The 23,398-nt window shown below is 62.3% G+C and carries 20 protein-coding genes, 1 tRNA gene and 1 pseudogene; 11 read left to right on the top strand and 11 right to left on the bottom strand.

Going from position 1 to position 23,398, the window contains the following annotated elements:
• Positions 1 to 56: 56 nt before the first annotated feature.
• Positions 57 to 257: a hypothetical protein gene (locus ACYP01_RS07850; protein ID WP_459679240.1), complete on the bottom strand. Its 201-nt coding sequence runs from the start codon at positions 255 to 257 to the stop codon at positions 57 to 59.
• Positions 258 to 323: 66 nt separating this feature from the next.
• Here ACYP01_RS07850 and ACYP01_RS07845 point away from each other — a divergent pair, with 66 nt between their 5' ends.
• Positions 324 to 1,958, top strand: a complete 1,635-nt coding sequence (locus ACYP01_RS07845) for an acyl-CoA synthetase (RefSeq protein ID WP_314676942.1) — start codon at positions 324 to 326, stop codon at positions 1,956 to 1,958.
• 6 nt (positions 1,959 to 1,964) lie between these two features.
• On the opposite strand, the gene ACYP01_RS07840 is transcribed toward ACYP01_RS07845, so the two are convergent.
• Genes ACYP01_RS07840 through ACYP01_RS07830 form a run of 3 tightly spaced genes read right to left on the bottom strand, consistent with a single transcriptional unit; the run spans position 1,965 to position 5,517 of the window.
• Entirely contained in the window at positions 1,965 to 3,293 is a 1,329-nt protein-coding gene (locus ACYP01_RS07840) for an amidohydrolase family protein (protein ID WP_459679238.1), read from the bottom strand.
• Between the two features lie 40 nt (positions 3,294 to 3,333).
• Positions 3,334 to 4,311, bottom strand: a complete 978-nt coding sequence (locus ACYP01_RS07835) for an isopenicillin N synthase family dioxygenase (RefSeq protein WP_003942293.1) — start codon at positions 4,309 to 4,311, stop codon at positions 3,334 to 3,336.
• A gap of 15 nt (positions 4,312 to 4,326) precedes the next feature.
• Entirely contained in the window at positions 4,327 to 5,517 is a 1,191-nt protein-coding gene (locus tag ACYP01_RS07830) for a hypothetical protein (RefSeq protein ID WP_007731279.1), read from the bottom strand.
• A 251-nt stretch (positions 5,518 to 5,768) separates the two neighbouring features.
• On the opposite strand from ACYP01_RS07830, the gene ACYP01_RS07825 reads away from it, so the two are divergent.
• The 4 genes from ACYP01_RS07825 to ACYP01_RS07810 are packed head-to-tail and all read left to right on the top strand — an operon-like array spanning position 5,769 to position 9,212.
• Entirely contained in the window at positions 5,769 to 6,551 is a 783-nt protein-coding gene (locus ACYP01_RS07825) for an ABC transporter ATP-binding protein (protein ID WP_003942349.1), read from the top strand.
• Positions 6,548 to 7,453, top strand: a complete 906-nt coding sequence (locus ACYP01_RS07820; protein ID WP_007731277.1) for an ABC transporter permease — start codon at positions 6,548 to 6,550, stop codon at positions 7,451 to 7,453. The genes ACYP01_RS07825 and ACYP01_RS07820 overlap by 4 nt, the downstream gene beginning before the upstream one ends.
• Complete coding sequence (locus ACYP01_RS07815) at positions 7,450 to 8,520, top strand: isopenicillin N synthase family dioxygenase (protein ID WP_459679234.1); 1,071 nt, start codon at positions 7,450 to 7,452, stop codon at positions 8,518 to 8,520. The genes ACYP01_RS07820 and ACYP01_RS07815 overlap by 4 nt, the downstream gene beginning before the upstream one ends.
• A gap of 47 nt (positions 8,521 to 8,567) precedes the next feature.
• Positions 8,568 to 9,212 carry a GntR family transcriptional regulator gene (locus ACYP01_RS07810; RefSeq protein ID WP_003942323.1) on the top strand — a complete coding sequence of 215 codons (645 nt, stop codon included), beginning with the start codon at positions 8,568 to 8,570 and terminating at the stop codon, positions 9,210 to 9,212.
• A 4-nt stretch (positions 9,213 to 9,216) separates the two neighbouring features.
• On the opposite strand, the gene ACYP01_RS07805 is transcribed toward ACYP01_RS07810, so the two are convergent.
• The gene (locus ACYP01_RS07805) at positions 9,217 to 9,993 is read right to left on the bottom strand and encodes an esterase/lipase family protein (RefSeq protein WP_459679231.1); all 777 of its coding nucleotides are present in this window, start codon (positions 9,991 to 9,993) and stop codon (positions 9,217 to 9,219) included.
• A gap of 72 nt (positions 9,994 to 10,065) precedes the next feature.
• A tRNA-Met gene (locus tag ACYP01_RS07800) sits at positions 10,066 to 10,139 on the bottom strand.
• A 450-nt stretch (positions 10,140 to 10,589) separates the two neighbouring features.
• On the opposite strand from ACYP01_RS07800, the gene ACYP01_RS07795 reads away from it, so the two are divergent.
• Complete coding sequence (locus ACYP01_RS07795) at positions 10,590 to 11,144, top strand: transglycosylase family protein (protein WP_459679227.1); 555 nt, start codon at positions 10,590 to 10,592, stop codon at positions 11,142 to 11,144.
• A gap of 89 nt (positions 11,145 to 11,233) precedes the next feature.
• On the opposite strand, the gene ACYP01_RS07790 is transcribed toward ACYP01_RS07795, so the two are convergent.
• The gene (locus ACYP01_RS07790) at positions 11,234 to 14,149 is read right to left on the bottom strand and encodes a UPF0182 family protein (protein WP_459679261.1); all 2,916 of its coding nucleotides are present in this window, start codon (positions 14,147 to 14,149) and stop codon (positions 11,234 to 11,236) included.
• 174 nt (positions 14,150 to 14,323) lie between these two features.
• On the opposite strand from ACYP01_RS07790, the gene ACYP01_RS07785 reads away from it, so the two are divergent.
• Positions 14,324 to 14,926 (top strand): PPA1309 family protein, encoded by a 603-nt coding sequence (locus tag ACYP01_RS07785; protein ID WP_019747831.1) that lies wholly within the window; start codon positions 14,324 to 14,326, stop codon positions 14,924 to 14,926.
• Positions 14,927 to 14,967: 41 nt separating this feature from the next.
• Here ACYP01_RS07785 and ACYP01_RS07780 read toward each other — a convergent pair whose 3' ends face one another.
• Positions 14,968 to 15,990: a YlbL family protein gene (locus ACYP01_RS07780; protein ID WP_058226487.1), complete on the bottom strand. Its 1,023-nt coding sequence runs from the start codon at positions 15,988 to 15,990 to the stop codon at positions 14,968 to 14,970.
• Between the two features lie 123 nt (positions 15,991 to 16,113).
• Here ACYP01_RS07780 and ACYP01_RS07775 point away from each other — a divergent pair, with 123 nt between their 5' ends.
• The 3 genes from ACYP01_RS07775 to ACYP01_RS07765 all read left to right on the top strand — a co-directional run bounded on the left by ACYP01_RS07775 (position 16,114) and on the right by ACYP01_RS07765 (position 19,875).
• Positions 16,114 to 17,514, top strand: a complete 1,401-nt coding sequence (locus tag ACYP01_RS07775; RefSeq protein WP_003942352.1) for a zinc-dependent metalloprotease — start codon at positions 16,114 to 16,116, stop codon at positions 17,512 to 17,514.
• Between the two features lie 98 nt (positions 17,515 to 17,612).
• On the top strand, positions 17,613 to 18,527 hold the full coding sequence (locus tag ACYP01_RS07770; protein WP_459679223.1) for a hypothetical protein: 915 nt from the start codon (positions 17,613 to 17,615) through the stop codon (positions 18,525 to 18,527).
• 4 nt (positions 18,528 to 18,531) lie between these two features.
• Positions 18,532 to 19,875, top strand: a complete 1,344-nt coding sequence (locus ACYP01_RS07765; protein ID WP_007731259.1) for an ABC1 kinase family protein — start codon at positions 18,532 to 18,534, stop codon at positions 19,873 to 19,875.
• 26 nt (positions 19,876 to 19,901) lie between these two features.
• On the opposite strand, the gene ACYP01_RS07760 is transcribed toward ACYP01_RS07765, so the two are convergent.
• Complete coding sequence (locus ACYP01_RS07760; RefSeq protein WP_459679259.1) at positions 19,902 to 20,225, bottom strand: WhiB family transcriptional regulator; 324 nt, start codon at positions 20,223 to 20,225, stop codon at positions 19,902 to 19,904.
• Positions 20,226 to 20,738: 513 nt separating this feature from the next.
• Positions 20,739 to 22,877, bottom strand: coding sequence for an ATP-dependent DNA helicase UvrD2 (locus ACYP01_RS07755; protein WP_459679221.1), 2,139 nt, complete (start codon positions 22,875 to 22,877; stop codon positions 20,739 to 20,741).
• A gap of 103 nt (positions 22,878 to 22,980) precedes the next feature.
• Between ACYP01_RS07755 and ACYP01_RS07750 the strand changes: the two genes are divergently transcribed.
• Positions 22,981 to 23,238: a mycoredoxin gene (locus ACYP01_RS07750; RefSeq protein ID WP_003942350.1), complete on the top strand. Its 258-nt coding sequence runs from the start codon at positions 22,981 to 22,983 to the stop codon at positions 23,236 to 23,238.
• Positions 23,239 to 23,252: 14 nt separating this feature from the next.
• Here the strand turns inward: ACYP01_RS07750 and ACYP01_RS07745 are convergent.
• Positions 23,253 to 23,398, bottom strand: a pseudogene (locus tag ACYP01_RS07745) (NAD(+) diphosphatase); the annotation flags it as partial.

The following is a 23,398-nucleotide window of genomic DNA, read 5'->3' as shown; positions in this document are numbered from 1 at the left end:
TGCGAACCTAGAGAATCTCAACAACGCTGTGAACTGCATCGATACGATATCGCAGGTCAGCCGAAAGGGTCGGTAAGATTCTCGACATCTTCGAGGGCACCCAGCAGATCCAGCAGCTGATCGTCGCACGCCGCCTGCTCGGAAAGTCGTCCGCCGAACTGAAGTGACGGTCGCACGGACCAGATCCCGAAACACTCCGCCCCGCCACCTTTCGAGGTGGCGGGGCGGAGTGCTCGGTCGCCATCGTGAAACTTCACCACCGAAACCTGATTGCGCATTAGTGTGTAATCAGTCCTACAACGACGCTCGGAAGAGGTTCACGTATGCCCGGATTGGTCACCAAGGTCACTGACACCATCGGCGCGGCGGGGGTCATGTTCCGAGCCGGACTCGTCCCGTTCCCTCGCCTCGATCGCGGGCTCAAATCCATTGCAGCCGTGGACAAGTACGGACCCTTTGCCGGGCCGGTCCATGCACACGCCGAGAACGGCTACGACGCGGTGGCGATCATCGACGAGCGCGGACCCATCACCTATGCCGAGCTCGAGCGTCAGAGCAACGCGTTGGTCCGGGCGTGGCAGGCCGACGGCATCACCTCCGACTCCGTCATGGGTGCGATGTGCCGTAACCATCGAGGTTTGGTCCTGACCATGCTGGCAGCAGCGAAGAACGGAACGAAGCTCGTTCTCATGAACACGGGCTTCGCTCGGCCCCAACTCGTGGACGTCGCAGCGCGTGAGAAGGTGGTCGCCTTCGTCTACGACGACGAGTTCGCGGACATCGCCGATGCCTTGCCGGACGACGTCGTCGTCTATCGTTCCTGGCCAGAGGGCACGGCCGCTGACGGTTCCATGGCAGCCACTCTCGACGAGGCCATCGCCGGACGCACCACGTCGTCGGTGCCGGCACCCGAGAAGAACGGTGGCTTCGTCCTCCTCACCAGCGGCACAACGGGAACTCCCAAGGGTGCGCCGCGTGGCCACACCTCCCCTCTCGCGTCGGCGCAGTTCCTCGACCGCGTGCCGTTGCGCCGCGGACAGACCATGATGATGGCGGCCCCCGCCTTCCACGGAACCGGCGTCTCGCAGTTCGCTCTCGCGTTGGCGCTCGGCCAGACCGTCGTCATGCATCGAAAGTTCGATCCGGAGAACACGATCAAGCTTGTCGCCCAGTACAAGTGCGACAGTCTGGTCGTGGTCCCGACGATGCTCACTCGCATCATCGACCTCGGTCCCGACGTGCTGTCCAAGTACGACACGTCGAACCTGAAGATCATCTTCTCGGCAGGTTCGTCACTCTCACCCGACCTGTGCAAGCGAGTCACGGCCTCGTTCGGGTACGTCCTCTACAACCTGTACGGATCCACCGAGGTCGCAGTGGCCACGGTCGCGACTCCCGAGGATCTGACCATTGCGCCGGGAACCGCGGGCCGCGCTCCGGTGACCTGTCACGTCGAACTGTTCGACGAGAACAACAAGAAGATCACCACCCCACACACGATCGGCAGGATCTTCGTCGCCAGCGGGCTGAGCTTCGAGGGATACACCGACGGGCGCGACAAGGAACGTATCGACGGACTTCTCTCGACCGGCGACGTCGGACACTTCGACGCCAACGGCCTCCTCTTCGTCGACGGCCGCGACGACGACATGATCGTCTCCGGTGGCGAGAACGTCTACCCGCTCGAAGTCGAGAACCTGCTCGCCGATCGCGAGGACGTCTTGGAAGCGGCAGTCATCGGAGTCGAGGACGCCGACTTCGGGCACCGCCTGCGAGCGTTTGTCGTCGTCGCCCACGGCGCCGACCAGAACTCCGACGAGCTGAAGGATCACGTCCGGTCGAATCTCGCGCGCTACAAGGTTCCCCGCGAGATCGTCTTCATCGACGAACTTCCCCGCAACGCCACCGGAAAGCTGTTGCGCCGCGTCCTGATCGAGATGGAGATCAGCGAAGACTGAGCACAGTCACAAAGCGCTGAGCGTCCGGATCAATTCCGCCTCGTCGACGCGAGTCGAGTGCCCGTCGCGGAGCACGACCTCGCCCGCAACCAACACCGTGTCCACGATCTGACGACTGCCCGTCGTGAGAATGGACGCACCCGGATCTCGCACCGGGAGGCAACCGAAGTCGCGTTCGAACCGAATCATGGTGAGGTCGGCGGGATCGCCCACGGAGATCCCGCCGGACCTGGCCGGCAGACCGAGTGCTGCGTTTGCACCGCCGGATGCGATGTCGATCATGGCTTCGAAGCCGAGCAGGTCGGCACGGCCGCGCGCGGCTCGCTGCACATAGGCGCCGGTGCGCAGCGTCTCGAGCATGTCCTGAGTGTCGTTGCTGGCTGCGCCGTCCACACCCAACCCCACCGCGATCCCCGCGTCGAGGAAACTCGGGACGGGCGCGATTCCGCTACCGAGGCGCATGTTGCTGACGGGGTTGTACGACACTCCGACGCCGCGCTCCGCCAGCACCTTCTGACCACGGTCGTCGATTTCGACGCAGTGGACCGCCAGCACCCGGTCCCACAAGAACCCATGGGAATCCAGGTAGTCGACCGCGTTCATGCCCGCGTGTTCGGTACACATCGTGTTGTCGGTCTGCGTCTCGAGCAGGTGAATCGAGACCGTCAGGTCGCGAGCCTGCGCAAACTCACGCACTTCCGACATCCCGTCCGGGGTCAGCGAACGCGGGTTCGGTACCGCGACTGCCACGTCGACGCGGGAACCTGCGACGTCGCGCATCATCTGATCCGTATGTGCGAGAACGTCTCCGAGTGGTTGCATGAGCCGCGGATCGAAGCCCCACTTCCTCGTCTTGTCCGCCCGGTCTGCGGTTCCGCGTCCCAGCACCGCACGAATTCCGGTGTCGTGCAACGCCCGGATCACGGCATCGTGAACCTCGCTGGACGGGTGCGGCCACATGTGTTCGACCAGGGTGGTCGTACCGCTGCGCAATGCCTCCAGCGAGGCTGCGACAGTGGCCGTGTATGCGCGCTCCGGCGTGATCTGAACCGACTCTTCTGCGACCGCGAGAAGCCATTCGAGAAGCGGTGTCCCTTCGGCGATCCCACGCATCAGTGACTGCTGAAGGTGCGTATGGGTGTTGACGAACCCAGGGATCAGATACGCCCCCGATCCGTCCACACTTCCAGGTGTGGCGGTGCCGGTCGACTTCTCGATCGATTCGACCACCCCATTCGAGACGACGACGTCGTGGCCGGTCAGCCATTGCCCGCCGCTGTACAACGTCACGTCCCGGATGATCGCGTCGGTCATGTTCTTGGGCGCGGTAGTCATCGCCAGTTCTCCTGAAAGTGTGTGACGGAACGGATACGGATCAACGCGCGAAGTTCGCGCGCACTCGCTGGTCGATGTAGTCCTCGGCAGTGATCGGTGGGTACTTGCCCGCCGGCCCCTCGATGGTCACGTCGCGGTTCGCCTGAGCGAAGAACGCGAGGCTGTAGCGGGCTCCCCGATAGTCGGTGACTCCGGGACTCTTGACCCGATGAAAATTCGACGGCAGGACGTCATCACTCCATCTCATCAGCATGTCGCCGATGTTGCAGGTGATCGCTTCCTCAGCCGGCACCACCGACGTCCATTCCTGGGTGTCCATCTCCTTGCCCGGGCACAGTTGCAAACCGCCCTGACCGTCACGCTGGAAAAGCAATGTCAGGCAATCGAAATCGGTGTGTGCTCCGGCACGCCACATCCCTTCGACATCTGCGTCGGCGGCAAGGGGGAAGTAGTGGAGTAGTCGCAGCGTGCTCTGGTAGGTGTCCACCGACGGGTCATGTGCCCTGGTGAAGAAGTCTCGTTCGAATCCCAGCTTCTCGGCGAAGCACGACAACAGGTCCATCGCAATGCCCCAGCACTTGGCTTCGAAGTCCAGGATCGTTTCGCGGAATCCGCCCAATTCGTCTGCAGTGGGCCACAGATCACCCATATGCGGGCGGGTCACCTGATAGGACTCTTTCTGATCAGGTGTTCCGATGGACGGACGCACCTGCGTCATGCTCTCCCAGCCGGAGTTGAAACCCTTCTTGAGCGGATACTGCGCTTTGACCTCAGTGGGCAGTGCAAAGAATCGCTCGGCCGCCGCGAAAGCCTCGCGGACCTGGTCCAGATCGATCCCGTGATTGACGATTTGGAAGAATCCGATGTCGGTCGCTGCCGACCACAACTCCTCGGCGATCTCGCTGCGCCGGTTCTCGAAATCCGAGAGATCGATTCTTCGGACCTCGCGGTCGGTGGTCTCCGTGCCCAGGCCACCCATGCGGGTCTCGCGGTTGAGTTCTGTCATGTCGTACGTCATTTGCTGTCAGCTCCTTCAGCGGATTCCGATGGACCGATCGGTGAACTTGTCGGTGTAGATCTCTTCTGCAGTCAATGACTGCGGTATCGCCGCTCCCCCGGCGTTCAGGATGGGCTTCAGTTCTTCGACGGTGTGAGCGACGCGCGTCATGTCGAACGTGCCGACGGATCCGTCCGCCTCGTTCGCGATCAGGCCCTTCTCCTTCAAGAGTTGGGCACTGAACGCTGCTTCACCCTCGGTGTAGGGAGAGAACGACACGTCCTGCGAGACGACGTCGACAATGGCAGCATTCGCCGTATCCGGCGCAGTGATGTAGTCCGCGGTGGCCTGCTGAATGATCGGAACCAGCTTGCTCAAACACGGGGAGAGTGTCTCGACCTTGTCGGCACGAACGGAAACATTGGACGCGTAGATGTCGAAACCCGAATCTTTCAGCAGGTCATAGGAAACCGGCTTGTCCCACGCCGGCGTCTCCTTCTCGTACGTGTACGGTTCCGAATTCGCGAATCCTTGCTGAGCGATGGTCGGGTCACCGACAAATCGCGAGGGAGCTCCGTCGTAGCTCGTGTCGAGCTGAGACTGCTTCAGTAGGCCTTTCGCCACGAGCCACTGCGGAAACAGTTGCTCCTTGGAAACGACGACACTCGCGTCGGACTTGCCGATATCGGCAACACTCGCCCATTCCGGATGAGACTCTTTGTCCCACATGAGGATTGCCGGGCTGTACTTGAGCAATGGCGTGACGGCCACAACGGGCTGACTTGCCGCTGCCGCGATCACCTGATCGCCGTGCACCAAGCCGAGAGTGATCGAATCATCGACGTACATCTGGGAACTGACGGATTGGAACCCGATTGCCGGTCCCCCGGCCCGCAAGGTCAAGTCGACTCCGGTGTCCTTCCCTCCGGCGACAAGAGTCCCGCTGACGGACTTGTCGTCGGTGTCGACCGAATAGCCGGGACCAAGCATCTCGAAGAGCGCTCCCATATCCGACTGTGGCTGCCATTGGAGTTGAACCACAACGTTTTCCGGACAGAGACCCGCTAGGTTCTGAGCCTCGGCAGCTGGTTCGAGAGATTCAGCCTTGGCCGTCTCAGCCTCACTGGAGCTGCACGCAGTCAATCCGATGGCTGCGCACATGGCCAGTGCCGCGCCCGCCGCTCCCACACTTCTGCGATTGGAATGCACCTTGCGATTTGAATACACAGCATCTCCTTCGTGAAAACAATTGGGATGTGGGCGAACCAAGAAGGGTGATCCGATGTGCACACTCTGCAGCACATGGATTACATGCAATCGACTAGTTGTTTCCATCAGGTAACGCACACCAGGATTCTCGCTTCAGCTGCAATGTCACCTCACATTTACATTCAGCAATCTAGGCGACATACATGCAATTCAAGATGGTTCATACATCTTGAAGAACTTTTGCATGCATTATTGAACCGGAGGCTCAGATGGAACTCGCGAACACGATGCAGGATGCCGACGCTCGCAAGCTCACCGCACCGATGCAGATGGTCTTTTCCGATGTCGTCAAGAAGTTCGATACCGGCACTGTCGCGCTGGACGGCATCGATCTGAACGTGGAGCGAGGAGACTTCGTCGCCGTGGTCGGACCCTCCGGCTGCGGCAAGTCGACTTTGTTGCGCATGGCGGCCGGCCTCGAGCGACCGACCAGCGGCGCGGTTGCCCTCGACACCGAATCAGTTGGCTTCATCTTCCAGGAGCCGACTCTCCTCCCCTGGCGAACCGTGCAGGCCAACGTCGAATTGTCCGCCGAACTCGGTGGCGGCGACAAAGCAGCCCGAAAATTGCGCGCCGACGAGGCAATTCGCGCAGTGGGACTGGCGGACTTCGCGAAACAACTGCCCAACGCGTTGTCGGGCGGAATGAAGATGCGCGTCTCGTTGGCGCGTGCGCTCACCCTCGCACCTGCTGTGATGCTGCTCGACGAACCTTTCGGTGCTCTCGACGAGATGACACGACTGGAGATGCAGGTAGAGCTGCAAAGGCTCTACACCGACAAGGGGTTCACCTCGATGTTCATCACGCACTCGGTATCCGAGGCCGTGTACCTCGCAAACAAGGTGGTCGTCATGACCGCCCGGCCCGGACGAATCCATTCGGTCGTGGACATCGATTTCCCGTACCCGCGTAGCCCGGAACTGCGCTACGACGCCCGATACACCGAACACGTCGCCGAGATCTCGGCCAGTCTCCATGGGAGCTCACGATGACCGAAGTCCTTGCAGTGCAACAGGGCACCACCGCACGCAATTCCGCCGTTCGCACTGATTCTGCGACCGCTGCGCGAGCACAGTCACAGCCCGGACGGCCCTCTCGAATGAGAGCGCTCGGCACCTTCCTGCTCTATCCGCTGCTCTCACTTGCCGGCGCGGTCGCAGCGTGGTCGATCGTCAGCTACCTCGTTCTCTCCCCGGAACGTCGATTTCTCCTTCCGCCGCCGAGTCAAGTACTGACAAAGTCGCTACTCGACTGGAAGCACCTCTCTCCCATGCTCGAAGCCCTCGCAGTGACGGCACAGGTAGCACTGGTCGGCTTCGTCGTCGCGGTGGCAGTCGGCGTCGGAACCGGCGTGCTGATGAGCCAGGCCAAGTGGATCGAGCGGATCGTCTATCCCTATGCCGTTGTGCTGCAGGTCATTCCCATCCTCGCCATCGTCCCCCTCATCGGGCTCTGGTTCGGCTACGGTATGACCGCGCGTACCCTGGTGTGTGTTCTCATCGCAGCCTTCCCGATCATCACCAACACACACTTCGGATTGCAATCGGTCGATCGCGGACTGCACGAACTCTTCACCCTCGGCCGCGCGTCCCGTTGGGATCGATTGGTGAAACTCGAACTGCGAGCGGCAATGCCGGCTATTCTCACCGGCATCCGCACCGCCTCCGGCCTTGTTGTCGTCGGTGCCATCATCGGCGACATGTTCTTCGCCAAAGGACAACCCGGGATCGGAACGCTGCTCGACGTCTACCGAAGCCGCCTTCAGTCCGAGGATCTGATCGCCGCGATCGTGATCGCGTCGGTGTTCGGAGTCCTCGTCTTCTCTGCCTTTGGATTCCTCTCACGTGTGCTCGTCGGTAAGTGGCACACGTCCGGCCGCAAGGACTTTAAATGACCCACGAAACTCCTGTCTTCGAAATCCCTACGATCGATATCAGCCCGTACCTCCGCGGCGAGGCAGCGGTTGCAAACGCCACCAACAGCACTGCCTGTGCGGAAGTGGCAGCTCAACTCGATCGCGCGTGCCGGGAGGTCGGATTCATACAGATTGTCGGACACAGCATTCCACGATCGGCGACCGAAGGACTGGCCGACGCTCTCGACGAGTTCTTTGCTCTCCCACTGACGGTGAAGAAAAACTATCGCCGTCCCTCGTCCGAGAACCGCGGCTACTCACCACCGAAATCGGAATCACTCAGCATGAGCCTGGGCGTCGCCGCCGCGAACCAGATGAACGATTTCTACGAAGCAATAGTCGTGGGCACAGAGGTGAGCGACTATCCGGGCGTCGACCTACCCGAGTCCAGTTACGCCGCCAACACCTGGCCCGTGGCCGCGCCCGGATTCCGACCGGCAATCGAAGAGTATTTCCGTCATGCCCAGGGCTTGGCACGAATCCTGATGCGCGCCTTTACCGACGCTCTCGGATTGCAGCCCGGGTACTTCGATTCGATGCTCGACCATTCGATCGACGCGATGAAGATGAACAACTACGCACTGCCCGAGGGCGAGATCCGCATCTCCGGCGACATGACGGGAATGGGCGCTCACACCGACTTCGGAATCTTGACCATCCTGTGGGCAGATCAAGTTCCGGGCCTTCAAGTTCTGAGTGCCGATGGCGTATGGCACGACGTCCAACCTGCCGACGGCGCACTCTTGATCAACCTCGGCGACGCGATGGCACGCTGGACGAACGACCGGTGGCGCTCGACAGTGCACCGAGTCGACCCACCTATCGTCGATGGTCAGATCATCCGACGTCGCTCTGCCGCATTCTTTTTCGACGGGAACTACGACGCCGTCATCGAAGCACTGCCAGGGACTCTCACACCGGGCGAAGTGGGATACCCGCCGATCACGATCGCCGAGAACATCGCGGCCAAAGTGGCCGGACTGAAAGGCGCGACGGCGCCCGACGTCGACAGTCGCAGCGCTGACCGGGTGCGCGCCGCTGGATAGCGCTCCCGGGTACCGTCGACATCGTGCAGGATCGAAGTGAGGACAAGATGACCACCACCGAACGAGCTTTACTCACCGAGTCTGTGCACGAGACGCTTCGCGAACTGATCTTTTCGGGCGAGCTGGCGCCGGGGACACCACTGAGTGTTCCCGCGCTGGCGAGCAAGCTCAATGTCAGTCGAACGCCGGTCCGCGAGGCCGTGCAGCAGTTGATCTACGAGGGCATCGCCGTCCACACACGGAATGCGGGTGCAAAAGTCGATTCGCTGGACGCGGAGTCGCTGCGCGCGGTCTTCGAGGTGCGTGAGGTACTCGACGGTCTCGCGGCGTTCAACGCGACGGCCAATGCCACGCACGAAACCGTGTCACAGCTGAACAAGATGGTGCAGGTGCAACGCGAACTTCTCGAGAGCTCGCCGGATCAGCGTCGGGATTCGAAGCTCGACCTCGAGTTTCACACCTTGATTCGTGAGACGGCATGCAATCACCCGCTCAGCGAAGCCCTGCATCGTCTGGACGGCCAGTCACATCTCTACCGTTCGGACATGTGGAGCCTCGAGCTCAATCGGCGGATCGCCGTCACCGAGCACGCACGTATCGTCGCGGCCATCGAATCGGGTGACGCCTTGGGGGCGAGGACTGCCGCGAGCGCACACGTAGCCGGGCTACTCGTCCGAACAACCCGGACCTGAAGCTTTACCGAAATGACGGAAACAGCGTGTCAGGCCAGGTGATGTCGCCGTCGTTCTCGTCCACGAACGTACCGACACAGTCGCGCTCCAAAGCGCTGATCGCTCCCGAGATGACCTCTGGATGCTCGAGCTCGGTGAGATGGTCTCCTCCGGTTCCGGCCCCGGGAACGCCATCGACGTACACCCGGCACTGGCCCCCGTCCAACCGACCGTCCGCCCACTCGCCCGAACTCTGCACCACCGAATAGTAGGCAGATCCAGGAGTGTCCTCACCGGCATTGAGCTTGGTGAGAACTTCGGAGAACATGCAGGTGTCGTAACCGTCGGCAGGGCCTTGTACGCAGCCACCGGGGCTACCGTACTGCGGAGCACCGATGGCAACGAATGAATCCACTACTTCGGAGCCACCGAGGAACTTCGCGTAGTACCGGGAGCTCAGTCCACCCGCACTGTGCGCGATCACCCCGACGGAGTCAGCGCCGGCAGCGTAGGAGCGAATCGAATCGGCAATCAGCTCGGCGTCGGCCGCAATCATCTTGCCGGGTGCGTCGACGAAGTGTGTCTCGTAGCCCGCAGCGCTCAGTGCCTCGTCGAGGGCGCGGTAGGTCGCCTGGTGCGTTTCTCCCGAGTTGTAGAGCTGCTGCCCCGGAACGATGAAGACCACGCGCTTCGCATCGGTGATCCGCCCACCGGCGGCAGCGCTTCCTGCCGAGAACGCCAGAGCGGTGGTCACCAGCGAAGTAGTCACCGCCATCGCCAAAAGAATCTTCGAGAGTCGCACGTCGCCACCCTACGACGGCTGCGCACAAAAAGGACCGCCGCACTGGATTCCAGTGCGGCGGTCCTTTTCTAGTAGCGGGGACAGGATTTGAACCTGCGACCTCTGGGTTATGAGCCCAGCGAGCTACCGAGCTGCTCCACCCCGCGATGCATGGACAAAGTTACACGAGCAGGTGAACGGAACGCAAATCGCCTGCGCTGGAGCGAAATACACGCCTGAAAGTCGCGAAATCGGGTGACTGGGTTCACAAAATACCCGTGAGCATCAACACATAACAGGCATGTAACGAACGTACGTCGAAACGGCATCGGAAAGGCTCTACCAGCACAAACGCTAAAATTTTGGGTCGAGAGCAGACCAGAGAGTCCGGAAAATTGCGAATCGACCCTCGTTCGACGCTCCCGTACGGTCGGTCCCGGCCCGAATCAACCGGGCGAACGCCGACCCGCCGCTGCTCCACTCTGCCCCGCGGGATCGGAACCCCCGAAACCTTCGAGGGGCAGAGACACGGAGAGACAAGCGCCCGGGAAAGTCAGCATCATCGCCGACCCGCAGGCCCGCCGATGTCAGCAAGCGCGGAGAGGATTTACCCCGACATGACGTACACCAGCATCAGCAAGCGTGCATACGGCACATTGGCAGTAGCCGGCGCACTTGTCGCAGTGCCCCTCACCATGAGCACCGGCACCGCTTCCGCAGCCACCCACAACTGGGACGGCGTCGCACAGTGCGAGAGCGGTGGCGACTGGAACATCAACACCGGAAACGGCTACTACGGCGGCCTGCAGTTCTCGCAGAGCACCTGGACCGCCAACGGTGGCACCGGCTCGCCGGCCAACGCTTCCAAGGAAGAGCAGATCCGCGTCGCCGAGAACACCCTGCAGAGCCAGGGCCCCGGCGCATGGCCCGTCTGCGGCCAGCGTCTGACCGTCGCGAGCGAGCCTGCAGTCGAAGAGGCTCCCGCCGCAGCACCGGCTCCCGTCGCCGAGGCACCCGCAGTTGCTCCCGCCATCGAGATCCCGGCCGAGCTCAAGCCCGCCGCACAGCAGGCTTACGACACCGCTCGTGACCTCGCCGGCCAGTACGGATTCGCCGCACAGTTCCAGCAGCTCTCCGATGCCAACGCACCGATCGTTGCAGCACTGCGCTGATTCAGCTCATACAGCTTCACCTGAGCACACAAGAAGGCCCACCATCCGATCGGATGGTGGGCCTTCTGCTGTTCACGAACTGACGCCGCTTACCTCGGCAGCGCCTGGTACGCGTCAACAGCCTTCTGCAGGCGGTCGAGCGCAGCACCGTAGCTGGTGAAGTCACCGCTCTGTTGCGCCGACTTCAATGCCGCCATTGCCGAATTGACCTCGGCCAGCGCCTTCGTGACGTCATCCGAAGAAGCCGGCGGGGCCGGTGCCGTCGGCGTTGTCGGCGTTTCCGGTTGCGCTCCGGTATCCGGATCGGGTGCCGGCTGGGTGACAGTCGCTGCCGAACCTGCGCCCGGCCAAATCTGACTGATCGCCTCGGAGACGGTCGGTGCATAGCCGATCCGAATGCCGTTGGTGTCGCTGAAGCTCACCAGCACACGCGCCAACTGAGGGAACGCGTTCTGCGAGTTTCGCTGCGAGTACAAAGGCTCGACATAGAGGATTCCACCCTCGGCAATCGGCAGAGTCAGCAAGTTTCCGTACTGAATCTTGTTCGACTGCTTGAGCAGTGACACTTCCGAAGCAACACGCGAATCCGACGTCATCGCAGACTGAGCCTGCTGTGGACCCTGAGTCTGCGTATCAGTCGGCAACTGCAGCACCGTGAACTTGCCGTAGTTCTCCTTGTCGTTCGCCACCGAGATGTAGGCCGACAGCAACTCACGACTGAACCCGACCATCGGACTGGTCAGACGGAAATCCGCCTTCGCGGTGTCCTTGTCGCCCACCAGCACGTAGTACGGCGGCTGGTTGGCCGACGTGTCGATCGTCGGATCGCTCGGAACCGACCAGAACGCGTTGTTGGTGAAGAACTCACTCGGATCGTCGACGTGGTACTTCGCCAGCATCTCTCGCTGGACCTTGAACATGTCTTCCGGGTACCGGAAGTGCGCCTGCAGGTCGTCCGAGATTTCGCTCTTCGGCTTCACCGTGTTCGGGAAGACTCCCATCCACGCCTTCAGAACCGGATCCTGCTCGTCGACCTGGTAGAGCGTGACAGTGCCGTCGTACGCGTCGACCGTGGCCTTCACGGAGTTGCGGATGTAGGAGAACTCCTGACGCGGAATGAGGCGCCCGGTCGTCTGGTCGATACTGTCCTCGACCAACCCGTCGAGCGAACTGCGCTGCGCGTACGGGTAATCCTGGGCGGTGGTGTAGCCGTCGATGATCCACTGCATCTTGCCGTCGACCACTGCCGGGTAGGCAGCGCCGTCGGTCGTCAGCCAAGGCGCGACCTCCTCGACCCTTTCCTTCGGATCACGCTTGAAGATGATCTTCGAGTTCGAGCCGATTGCACTCGAGAACAAGATGTTGCGCTCGGTGTACTTCGCCGCGAATGCAAGACGGTTGAACCAGTTGCCGATCGAGACACCACCCGAACCGGTGTAGGTGTACTTCGAGGTGTCGGTGTCGTACTCACGTGGCCCCTCGCCGTCGACGGAACCGACGATCGAGTAATCGGCGTCCGACTGGCTGATCACCTCGCCGTAGTACGACCGGGGATTGTCCACCTTGAGGTTCTCGTTCTCGGGCGTGGTCGTCAGGTCGCTGACCGAGTAGATCGGGTAACCACCGGTGTTGTTCTGACTGTCGCCCTGCACGGCCGTGACTTCGTTCGCCTGGGCCGCGACGAAACCGTTGCCGTGCGTGTAGACCGTGTGCTTGTTGATCCAGTCCGTTTGGTTCCCGGAAAGGTTGTTCGGCGACAGCTCACGCGCTGCGACAACGAAGTCGCGCAACTGGCCGTCCTGTTCGTAGCGGTCGACGTTGAGCGTCTGCGGGAACCCGTAGAAGTTCTTGAGCTGACGCTGAGCGGTGAACGTCGGCGACAGGATCGTCGGATCCAACAGTCGGGTGTTCGCGATCGTGGTCCGGTCGGCCGGAACGTCCTGGGGCTGCTTGGTGCCAACTCCCGGATAGTCGACGTAGTCGACGTTTTCTTCCGTGATCCCGTACGCCTGACGGGTCGCTTCGATGTTTCGTTCGATGTACGTGCTCTCCTTCTGCGCCGCATTGGGCTTGACGGAGAACTGCTCGACGATCATCGGGTAGACGGCACCGACGAGGACCGACGAAAGAACCAGTAGAGCGACCGCCATGGCCGGTATCCGAAGATCCCGCGTGAAGATCGAGGCGAAGAACGCCAAGGCGCAGATGACCGCAATGGACAACAGAATCAGCTTCGCCGGCAGAACCGCATTGATGTCGGTGAAGCCCGGACCGGTGAACGTCGGTTCCTTACGGCTACTCGACATCAACGAGTACCGATCGAACCAGTACGCCACCGCCTTGAGGAGCACGAAGGTGCCGGCGATGACAGCCAGCTGAATACGAGCGGCCGTGGTGAACGTCCCATTGCGCCCGGCCAACTTGATTCCCCCGAAAACGTAGTGGGTGACCAGGTTTGCCACGAAAGCCAGCAGGATCGAGACGAACAACCAGTTCAGAACGAAACGGTAGAACGGCAGATCGAACGTGTAGAAGCCGACGTCCAAGTTGAACTGAGGATCGGTGATCCCGAAAGCCTGGCCGTTGAGGAACAACTGGATAGTGACCCAGTTGGCCTGTGCGATGAGACCGGACAGGATGCCGATCGCTACCGGAATGATCACGCCGAAAAGACGAAGACGCGACATGACGGTGGTGCGGTAGCGCGCGATCGGATCATTGGGTCCGGAGACCGGGACGAACACCGGGCGCGCGCGGTACGCGAGAAGCATCGCGAGCCATACGATGGCGCCGACGACAATTCCGACGACCAGGAAGAGCACGAATCGCGTCAGCAGAACCTTGGTGAAGACACCGCGGAAGCCGACTTCGCCGAACCACAACCAGTCCGTGTACATACCGATCAGTCGCGGCCCCACGAGCAGCAAGGCCGCCACTACGACAGCCACCACCAACAAGATTCGACTGCGTCTGGACAGAGAGGGTAAACCTGCGGGGGGCCGCATGCCCACGTGCCACGCTCCAAGATTTGGCGACGCCGTGGCGTCGCAACCGATTGCATCGATCACTGCGGCCACGCCCGAGTGGACTTGGCCGTTTCCGACCACTCTACGTAACAACGGTCACGGGTTGACAACACGGAGAGCGGGGAGCCGGACAGAAGGTGGGAGGATGAACGCGTGAGTGAAGAGAATATGAGCAGATCACCGAGCGCCCTCGCCCGGTGCGTTCATGAAGTTGTCGACCACATCGACGCCGAAGGCTGGGATCAACCGCCGAAGCTGTACGCGTTGGTACCCACCGAGATGCTCGCCGCGGCCGAACCCGGACTGCTCGACCAACTCGCCGAGGGCGCCGAATACACACCGATCGAACAGGAATCGCTTCCCGAGGACATCATCGGCGGTTCACGGGCACTCGACGAGTTCCTGGCAACGACGCATTGGCCCGAGTCCGTGCAGGGTTGCATCCTGGTTCAGGAGATCGTCGTCCTGCCGCCCGAGGCGGAATCGGATCTCGATCACGCCACGGCGCCGGTATTGACCGATCAGCATGCTGCGGACGAGGTCGCGCGGCTGACGGCCAACGCGCATCCCGATCGACGCGAGGCTCGACTGTTCGTCGGCGTGCTCCGTGACGGTCCTTCTCTGTCGCTTCTGCAGATGCGCCCCGACGAGGATGCGGATCCGTATGGCGACCTGGAACTGCTCACCTACGACGGTCTTGCACCTCACCTGGTTCACGCGTTGTACGCGACGCTCGACGAGGTCGAAGAAGACTGAAAGAAGTAGACTGACCGAGCCTGTCTTCGGCAAGGCAGCTTTCAGCAGCGGGGTGCGTCGCCGCCCGTGTTGAGGCTTTCGAGTGAGTCCACTGCGCCGGGCAGGTTGTCGACCTTGACGAGTCGAAGCCCGTCCGGCGCATTCTGTTTCGCCTCGTCACAGTTCTGGGCCGGCACGAGGAAGGTCTCAGCACCGGCTTCGGACGCGGCGATCAACTTGTACCTGATGCCGCCGATCGGACCGACCTCGCCGTCGGAGTCGATGGTGCCCGTTCCGGCCACGAACTTTCCGCCGTTGAGCTCCCCCGGAGTCAGCTTGTCGACCAAGGCCAGTGTGAACATCAGTCCGGCAGAAGGACCGCCGATGTCGGCGAGATTGAACTGCACGGTGAAGGGAACGTCCGGGACCTCGTTGGGTGTGACGCCGAGGTAACCCGATTCGGGCTTGTTGGGCCGCGCCCCGACAGTGACCGGCACAACGGTCTCCACACCCTCACGTAGGACGGTGACGTCGATCGCGGTGCCGGGCGCGATCGCACCGACCGTGTCCTGAACGCCGGTGATGGTGGTTACCGGAGTGTCGCCGATCTTGACCAGGACGTCGCCTTCTTGCAGGGCACCCGCAGCGGGACCGTCCGGGGTCACCTTCGAAACAGTCAGTGACACCGGCTTGCCGAGAAAGTGCAGTGCCGCCAACTCGGCACTGTCCTCGGACTGCTGGAAGTCGGCGGTGTTGGCCTGCTGAATCTCTTCCTTCGACTTCTCGGGTGGATAGATCTCCGAGCGAGGGACGAGTCCGTTGCTGCCACTCGCCCACAGTCCGAACGCTTCGAAGATGTTGAGGCCGTCGCGAACCGACACCGTTGTCATGTTGAGGTTGCCGTCGGTGGGATCGACCTCGGTCCCCTGGATGTCCACGACGGGCTTACCGTCGACGTCGCCGAGCGTGTTGAAGGTGGGGCCCGGACCGAGTGCGACATAAGGAACAGTGACCATTGTTCCGACGACTCCCAACACGACGATGGGTGCGAGTGCGGCCAAGAGCGTCACTATCCGTCGATTCACCTGATCCAGAGTAAAGCGCGAAGGCTCCGGAGCACCGATCGCACCGCCTGAGCGCCGTGCGTGTTCGCCGTCAGCGTGACTCGGAGGGCGACTCCGACCGCTCGAGCCTTGTACCGTTGAGGTATGAGCAATATGCCGTTCGGCTTCTCCAACTCCGACGACGATCCCGATCGCGACAAGAACGCGGCGGGTGGCAATCCGTTCGGGGGTGGTGACATGCCGTTCGGGTTCGGCGCGGGCGGTGAGGGATTCGATCCGGCTCAGCTCGGCCAGATGCTCACCCAGTTCGGGCAGATGCTGAGCGGAATGGGCTCGTCGATGGGCCAGGGCGGTACGTCCGGCCCGGTCAACTACGACATCGCCAAGAAGCTGGCACGCCAACAGATCGGATCGGTCACACCGATCACCGAGGGCAACGTCAAGGCGATCGCCGACGCCGCGCACCTGGCCGAGATGTGGCTGGACGCCGCGACAACGCTCCCTGCCGGAGCGAGCCGCACTCTTGCGTGGACTCCGAACGACTGGCTCGACAACACGATCGACACGTGGAAGCGACTCTGTGATCCGGTGGCCGAGAAGGTAGCGGGCATGTGGGTCCAAGGACTTCCGGCCGAAGCACAGCAGATGGCTGGCCCGATGCTGGGCATGCTCGGGCAGATGGGCGGACTCGCGTTCGGCTCGCAATTGGGCCAGGCACTCGGCCAACTGTCCACCGAGGTGCTCTCCTCCACTGACATCGGCCTGCCCCTCGGCCCCGAAGGCACCGCGGCCCTTCTCCCGGCTGCGGTTCAGGCTTTCAGTGAGGGTCTCGAACAGCCGCATCAGGAAGTTCTGGTGTTCCTCGCCGCGCGGGAAGCCGCTCATCAGCGCCTTTACAGTCACGTTCCGTGGCTGCGCCAGCGTGTTCTCGCGACAGTGGAGGAATACGCCCGCGGAATCACCATGGACTTCTCGGCGATGGAAGAATTCGCCAAGGACCTCGATCCATCCGCTCTCACCGATCCGAGCAAGCTCGAAGCGCTGATGCAGCAGGGCACGTTCGAGCCGCAGAACACACCGGAGCAGAAAGCCGCTCTCGAACGTCTCGAGACTCTGCTTGCGCTGGTCGAGGGTTGGGTGGAGACGGTCGTCACCGCCGCACTCGGCGAGCGACTGCCTGGTGTTGCCGCGATGAGTGAGACGTTGCGGCGTCGCCGCGCTACCGGCGGCCCCGCCGAACAGACCTTTGCGACGCTGGTCGGACTCGAACTTCGCCCTCGCAAGGTCCGTGAAGCGGCTGGTTTGTGGCAGAAGCTCACTGCGGAAGCCGGTATGGACGTTCGCGACGGCGTCTGGTCGCATCCCGACCTGATGCCCGATTCGAGCGATCTCGACGCACCGGACGGATTTGTCGCCCGTGTCCTCGGCGCCGGCGAAGCCGGTAATTTCGACGACCCGATAGCCCAGCTCGAAGCCGTCGTGGCAAAAGAGCGTGCGGCCGAGGAAGCGATGGACAAGACCCGCGAGGACGACGAAGAGAAGTAATCCCTTCTCGACCGATTTTCGCAGATCAGCCGCGATGAGCGCCTGTGGATAACTGCCGCTGACGGGGACTCGCCGAGGGCCCGTCGTGCCAGCATCGAATGATGACCGGTCACACAAACGACGACACCAGACAAGACAGCACTTCACAGCGATCCGCGGGACCTCGATGGGACCCGCGGATCGCTGTTCTGTCGCGCCCGGATGGTCGACTGCAGCTGGGATGGACCCCCGGACGTGCCATCCTGCTGACTCTCCCTGTCGGGGTCGACGATCGCGCGGTGAAGTCGATCCTGCGCAAAATGGACGGCTCGAGATCCCGCGCAAACATCCTCTGGGAAGCGTCGAGGCGCGGGATTCCCACATCCGTGACGGAGGAATTGCTCGAGCAACTCGCCGATTCCGGTTTCGTCCACACTGCCCGCAGAAGCACCGCGACGGTCCGGATTCACGGTGTCGGTCCGCTCTCTGACGCCATCGAGCGCGCACTCGTCACCGGCGGGGTCAGCACGCGTCGCTCGCGCGGGTATCGCAACACCGACGTCGTGCGTACGTGGAACGAACAACTGGTGGTCCTTGCCGACGACGTCGTGACTGATCCTCGTCTGGTCAGCGATCTAGTTCGCTGTGGACTCCCCCACCTTTCCGTCCGCATCCGCGACGGCAACGGTGTGGTCGGTCCTCTTGTCCTGCCTGGTCAGTCGAGTTGCCTGCGGTGCGCAGACATCCTCCGATCCGAACTCGACCCTCATTGGCTTCATCTGTCCGCGCAGCTACTCGGCAGCGCCGGCCACGCGGAATCGGCGATGATCCATGCAAGTGTCGCGCTGGCCCTGGCCGAGATCGACTCCGCATTATCGGAGACAGCGGCGACGCATGCGGCGAGTCTGTCGTCGACGCTCGAGATCGCGCTCCGTCCGTATCGGATCACAACCAGGCGCTGGCCTCGGCAAATATCCTGCAGTTGCCAATACCTGGCACCTGTTTCGGGCAAAGGACGCCCCAGTCAGACATGATGGTGTGGTGTCCGAGATCCCACGCAAGAGTTCTGCCCGTACTGCCAAACTCGCGAGCATCCCCCTGGGGATGGCCGGTCGCGCCGCCATGGGCTTCGGACGCAAGCTCGCCGGCGGCGACAAAGGCGAGATCGACGCGCAGTTGAGCGCGAAGGCGGCCGAGCAACTGTTCGCGGTGCTGGGCGAACTCAAGGGCGGCGCGATGAAGCTGGGCCAAGCGCTCAGCGTCATGGAGGCGGCAATTCCGGAGGAATTCGCCGAGCCGTACCGCGAGTCGCTGAACAAGCTCCAGGCCGCCGCCCCGCCGCTGCCGACCAAGCAAGTCCACAAGATGCTCGACCAGCAACTCGGAACCAAGTGGCGCGACCGATTCCAGTCGTTCGACGACGAACCGACCGCGTCGGCAAGCATCGGGCAGGTTCACCGAGCCGTCTGGGCGGACGGCCGCGACGTAGCCGTGAAAGTTCAGTACCCCGGCGCCGACGAAGCTCTACGCGCCGATCTCAAGACCCTGGGCAGATTTGCCGGTCTCTTCGGTTCGGTCATGCCCGGTGTCGACGTACGGCCCGTGATCGAGGAGTTCACCGCGCGCACGGAGGAAGAACTCGACTATCGGATCGAGGCGAACAATCAGCGAGCTTTTGCCAAAGAGTTCGACGGAGATCCCCAATTCGTGATCCCGCACGTCGTGGCGAGCGCGCCGAAAGTGGTCGTGACCGAATGGATGACGGCAACCCCGTTGACCAGAATCATCGAGAGTGGAACGCCGGAGCAGCGCAATGCGGCCGGTGCACTACTCGCCGAATTCCACTTCGCGTCTCCGGCCCGTGTCGGATTGCTCCACTGTGACCCGCACCCCGGCAATTTCATGCTTCTCGAGGACGGCCGACTCGGCGTCATCGACTTCGGTGCTGCTGCGCCGTTCCCGAACGGACTGCCACGGGTTCTCGGCACGATGGTGCGCTTGGCTGTCGAGGAACAATTCGACGAGTTGACGGAGTTGTTGCGCGCCAACGGTTTCGTGATCCCCGGACGCACGGTGACCGACAAGGAGATCGCGGATTACCTGCGACCCTTCACCGACCCGATCCAGACCGAGTCATTTCACTTCACTCGGGCATGGCTGCAAAAGGCCGCCGGAACCGCCACTGACTTCAACAGTGCGCAGTTCCGAACGGCCCGTGCACTCAACCTTCCGGCCGAGTATTTGATGATCTTCCGTGTTCTTCTCGGTTCGGTCGGCATATGCGCCCAGTTGGACGCATATGCCCCGTATATGGAAATCCTGACTCGTTGGTTGCCAGGGTTCGCGGAGCCGGTTCTGGATGACACCGGCTCCGCCGAATAAGACACCGGCTCCGCCGAATAGGGCTCTCACGCGCACACAAGTTGCTTGCGTGGGCGCCCTCTCGGTCTCTTGCGCGCTATGACGGCCCCCTGATCGAGGATCTCGCCGCCCCACACCCCCCATGGCTCGGCGCGGTCGAGAGCCGCACTGAGACAACGGGAACGGATGGGGCACTGCGCGCACAGTGCCTTGGCCTGCTCGAGTTCGGCCGGAGCTTCGGCGAACCAGAGATCGGGGTTGGATGCCCGGCACGGCAGGTCGCGGCGGGTGGACGCGCCCTCGATGAACGTGACTGCAGCCGAAGTGACGTCGGTGGAAGTTACTGCAGTGGTGGAGTTTTCGGATTCCACGCGGATTGTCTGGGCAGACAACTCGGTCTCCTAGTGCTCGGATGCGAAACTGTGTCGCACGATATGGGTTCGATGGGTGCGAACCTGAGCCGAGTCGGAAACCGGATAAAGAGGGGTATCCAACACAAAGGCCACGGTCCGCAGGGGCTGCGGGTCCGTGGCCGTAAGTGAACGGATGTGTCCTACCGAGAAATACCTCGATGGCTTAAGAACACGGACTCGACAGCTGCTTTCTTTGCTGCTACTTGAGGGCGCAGTCGGAACGCATGCTGCGCCCATCCCGCTGCACGCGGCAGCATGGGGGCGGCAACAGCGAACTTTGCGCTTGCGCACGCTTCATACGAGATCAAGTTCGTCATTTATTTGCCACCTCCATTTCGTGTCGGTCCGGATAGTTTCTGCGCACAGGTTGCCCCGTAACACTGAAAACCAGAGTAGAGAATCTGCCGAATCTGCACAACCTATTTTTGACCTGCGGTTATGTAACTCACCGTTGTCGATTCGGATGTGTTGTCAGATATCGAGTGTTGCCGCACGCAGTTCGCCGCGAATGACAGCTAGTACGTCTTCCCCGAAGTTGTCGAGTTTCTTCGGCCCGATTCCAGGGATCGAAACCAGTCCACGATTGTCTTGTGGTCGTTGTTCGGCAATAGCCATCAATGTGTTGTCACTGAAGACGACATAGGCCGGAACTTTGAGTTCTCGGGACTTGTCCAGACGCCAGGCCTTGAGGTGCTCGAGCAATTCCAGGTCGACATTGGACGGGCATTTTTCGCAGCGCCCGAGCATGGTCGCCGACGTCCCGATCAACGGTTTGCCGCATACGCGGCAGCGCGGACGCTTCTTGTTTCCCGACGACGGCGCGGCGACGCGCGAGGTCGGCGAGTCCTCCGGGATTAGTCCGTTGAGAAATCTCGACCGGCGACGGGACTTGCGTCCACCCTCATTGCGGGCCAATGCCCACGACAGCTGCAGATGCTCGCGAGCGCGAGTAACCCCCACGTAGAGAAGCCGACGCTCCTCCTCCACCGCGACGTCGTCGGCGCCCGAATTGGCGTCGCCGAGAACGTGTTGGATAGGCAGGGTGCCGTCGTTGAGGCCGACCAGGAACACCGCATCCCATTCGAGCCCCTTGGCCGCGTGGAGGGAGGCCAGCGTCACACCTTGCACGGTCGGTGGGTGCCGCGCCTCGGCTCGGGCCGTGAGCTCCTGTAGAAGCCCGGTGAGCGTCAGTTCAGGTTCGTGGACAAGTTGTTCTTCGGTGAGCGCCACGAGAGCCGAGAGCGACGCCCAGCGCTCGCGTGCCTGAGTACCCGAAGGCTCTTCGTTGGTCAGGCCGAGCGGCGCGAGCACAGCGCGGACGAGTGAGACCAGCGCTTCGCCGTTGTCTGCACCTTCGGGGAGGTCGTCGCGTCCAGCTGCCTGACGCAGCGCTGCCACCGCCTGACGTACCTCGGTGCGAGTGAAGAAGCCCTCTCCACCGCGCACCTGGAACGGAATGCCCAGCTTCGTCAGGGCCTGCTCGTGCGCCTCCGACTGAGCATTGATCCGGTACAGAACAGCGATCTCGGCAGCAGGAGTGCCTGCCGCGATCAGCCGTTTGATCGCCCGCGCAACGCCGAGCGCCTCGGCCGGCTCGTCGTCGAACTCCATGAACTCCGGCTCAGGCCCCGGCGCGCGCTGCCCGATCAGCTGCAGACGCGTCCCGGCGATCCGCCCGCGCGCCGCACCGATCACGCGGTTCGCCAACGACACGACCTCAGGGGTGGAGCGGTAATCCCGTTCGAGCCGAACGACGGTCGCTTCGGGGAATTTCCGGGAGAAGTCCAACAGATAGTTGGGGGTGGCTCCGGTGAAGGAGTAGATGGTCTGATTCGCATCGCCCACCACGGTCAGATCGTCTCGGTCGCCCAGCCAGGCGTCGAGCACACGCTGCTGCAGTGGGGTGACGTCCTGATACTCGTCCACGACGAAGCAGCGATACCGCTCGCGGAACTCGTCGGCGACTGTCGAATGCTCTTCGAGAGCTGCCGCCGTGTGCAGTAGGAGATCGTCGAAATCAAGCAGCATGCCGTCCTGGCCGCGTGCTTTCAGCTCTTCGTATGCGGCATACACCTGGGCCACCTTGGTGGCATCGACCGGTGCCTCACGGCGAATCTTGGCGATCGCGCGTGGGTAATCCTCCGGCGCGATCAGCGACGCCTTCGACCACTCGATTTCACTGGCGAGGTCGCGGACGCTTTCCGTGCTGGTGGACAATCCCACCCGGGCTGCGGCACTGCTGACAACGGCGAACTTTCGGTCCAGCAGACGCCACGGCGTGTCGCCGACAACCTGCGGCCAGAAGTACTTCAGTTGACGGAGAGCAGCAGCGTGAAAAGTTCGAGCCTGCACCTGCGGCCCACTCCCGCCGACGCCCAGCTCACGGAGACGTCCACGCATTTCCCCGGCCGCACGAGCGGTGAACGTCACGGCAAGCACCTGACCGGCCGACACGTGACCGTCGGCAACCAGATGAGCGATCCGGCGCGTGATGGTGCGGGTTTTGCCTGTTCCAGCGCCCGCGAGGACACATACCGGGCCGCGTGGCGCGAGCACGGCGGCCGATTGTTCTGGATCCAGTCCGGTGTCCGCAGGCATGGGGACCATCATGGCAGGACGTTCCGACACTCCATTCGCCGCGCCCGACGGTATGTGGGCAAGAGAACACGGGCCGATACGGAACAACGCTCTCGGTCGTGGTGTTATATCGGCCGTGACTTCTACCGAAAATGCGCCTGCCCTGACCATCTACTCGACCACGTGGTGCGGCTACTGCCGTCGCCTCAAGACGCAGCTCAACGCGTCGGGGATCGAGTACACCGAGATCGACATCGAGAACGATCCGGCAGCAGCCGATTTCGTCGGCAGCGTCAACGGTGGCAATCACGTCGTTCCGACCGTGAAGTACGGCGACGGCAGCGTTGCGACCAACCCGTCGCTCAACCAGGTCAAGCAGGCTCTGGGTCTGTAGACCTTCTCCGGCTGCTACTTGACCCAGCTCTCGAGCATTCCGCGAGCGATGGAGATCGACCCGGGCAGCAGCAGTGGCGCGTCCGCTTCCGAACCCCAGTCGCCGAGTTCGAGAGCGGCGCGCACCTCGTCCTTCGTGAACCAGGTGCCCTCGGCGATCT

This window comes from Rhodococcus sp. no. 34 (genome assembly GCF_054589475.1).
The sequence above is the reverse complement of the archived record's forward strand: the minus strand, read 5'-3'. Positions and strand labels throughout refer to the sequence as shown.

Excerpts from the sequence above, each read along its gene's own strand:
- ACYP01_RS07790 (WP_459679261.1), bottom strand. The coding sequence starts at position 14,149 with ATGCGGCCCCCCGCAGGTTTACCCTCTCTGTCCAGACGCAGTCGAATC.
- ACYP01_RS07820 (WP_007731277.1), top strand. The coding sequence starts at position 6,548 with ATGACCGAAGTCCTTGCAGTGCAACAGGGCACCACCGCACGCAATTCC.
- ACYP01_RS07810 (WP_003942323.1), top strand. The coding sequence starts at position 8,568 with ATGACCACCACCGAACGAGCTTTACTCACCGAGTCTGTGCACGAGACG.
- ACYP01_RS07840 (WP_459679238.1), bottom strand. The coding sequence starts at position 3,293 with ATGACTACCGCGCCCAAGAACATGACCGACGCGATCATCCGGGACGTG.
- ACYP01_RS07775 (WP_003942352.1), top strand. The coding sequence starts at position 16,114 with ATGAGCAATATGCCGTTCGGCTTCTCCAACTCCGACGACGATCCCGAT.
- ACYP01_RS07755 (WP_459679221.1), bottom strand. The coding sequence starts at position 22,877 with ATGATGGTCCCCATGCCTGCGGACACCGGACTGGATCCAGAACAATCG.
- ACYP01_RS07835 (WP_003942293.1), bottom strand. The coding sequence starts at position 4,311 with ATGACGTACGACATGACAGAACTCAACCGCGAGACCCGCATGGGTGGC.
- ACYP01_RS07815 (WP_459679234.1), top strand. The coding sequence starts at position 7,450 with ATGACCCACGAAACTCCTGTCTTCGAAATCCCTACGATCGATATCAGC.
- ACYP01_RS07770 (WP_459679223.1), top strand. The coding sequence starts at position 17,613 with ATGATGACCGGTCACACAAACGACGACACCAGACAAGACAGCACTTCA.
- ACYP01_RS07825 (WP_003942349.1), top strand. The coding sequence starts at position 5,769 with ATGGAACTCGCGAACACGATGCAGGATGCCGACGCTCGCAAGCTCACC.
- ACYP01_RS07845 (WP_314676942.1), top strand. The coding sequence starts at position 324 with ATGCCCGGATTGGTCACCAAGGTCACTGACACCATCGGCGCGGCGGGG.
- ACYP01_RS07795 (WP_459679227.1), top strand. The coding sequence starts at position 10,590 with ATGACGTACACCAGCATCAGCAAGCGTGCATACGGCACATTGGCAGTA.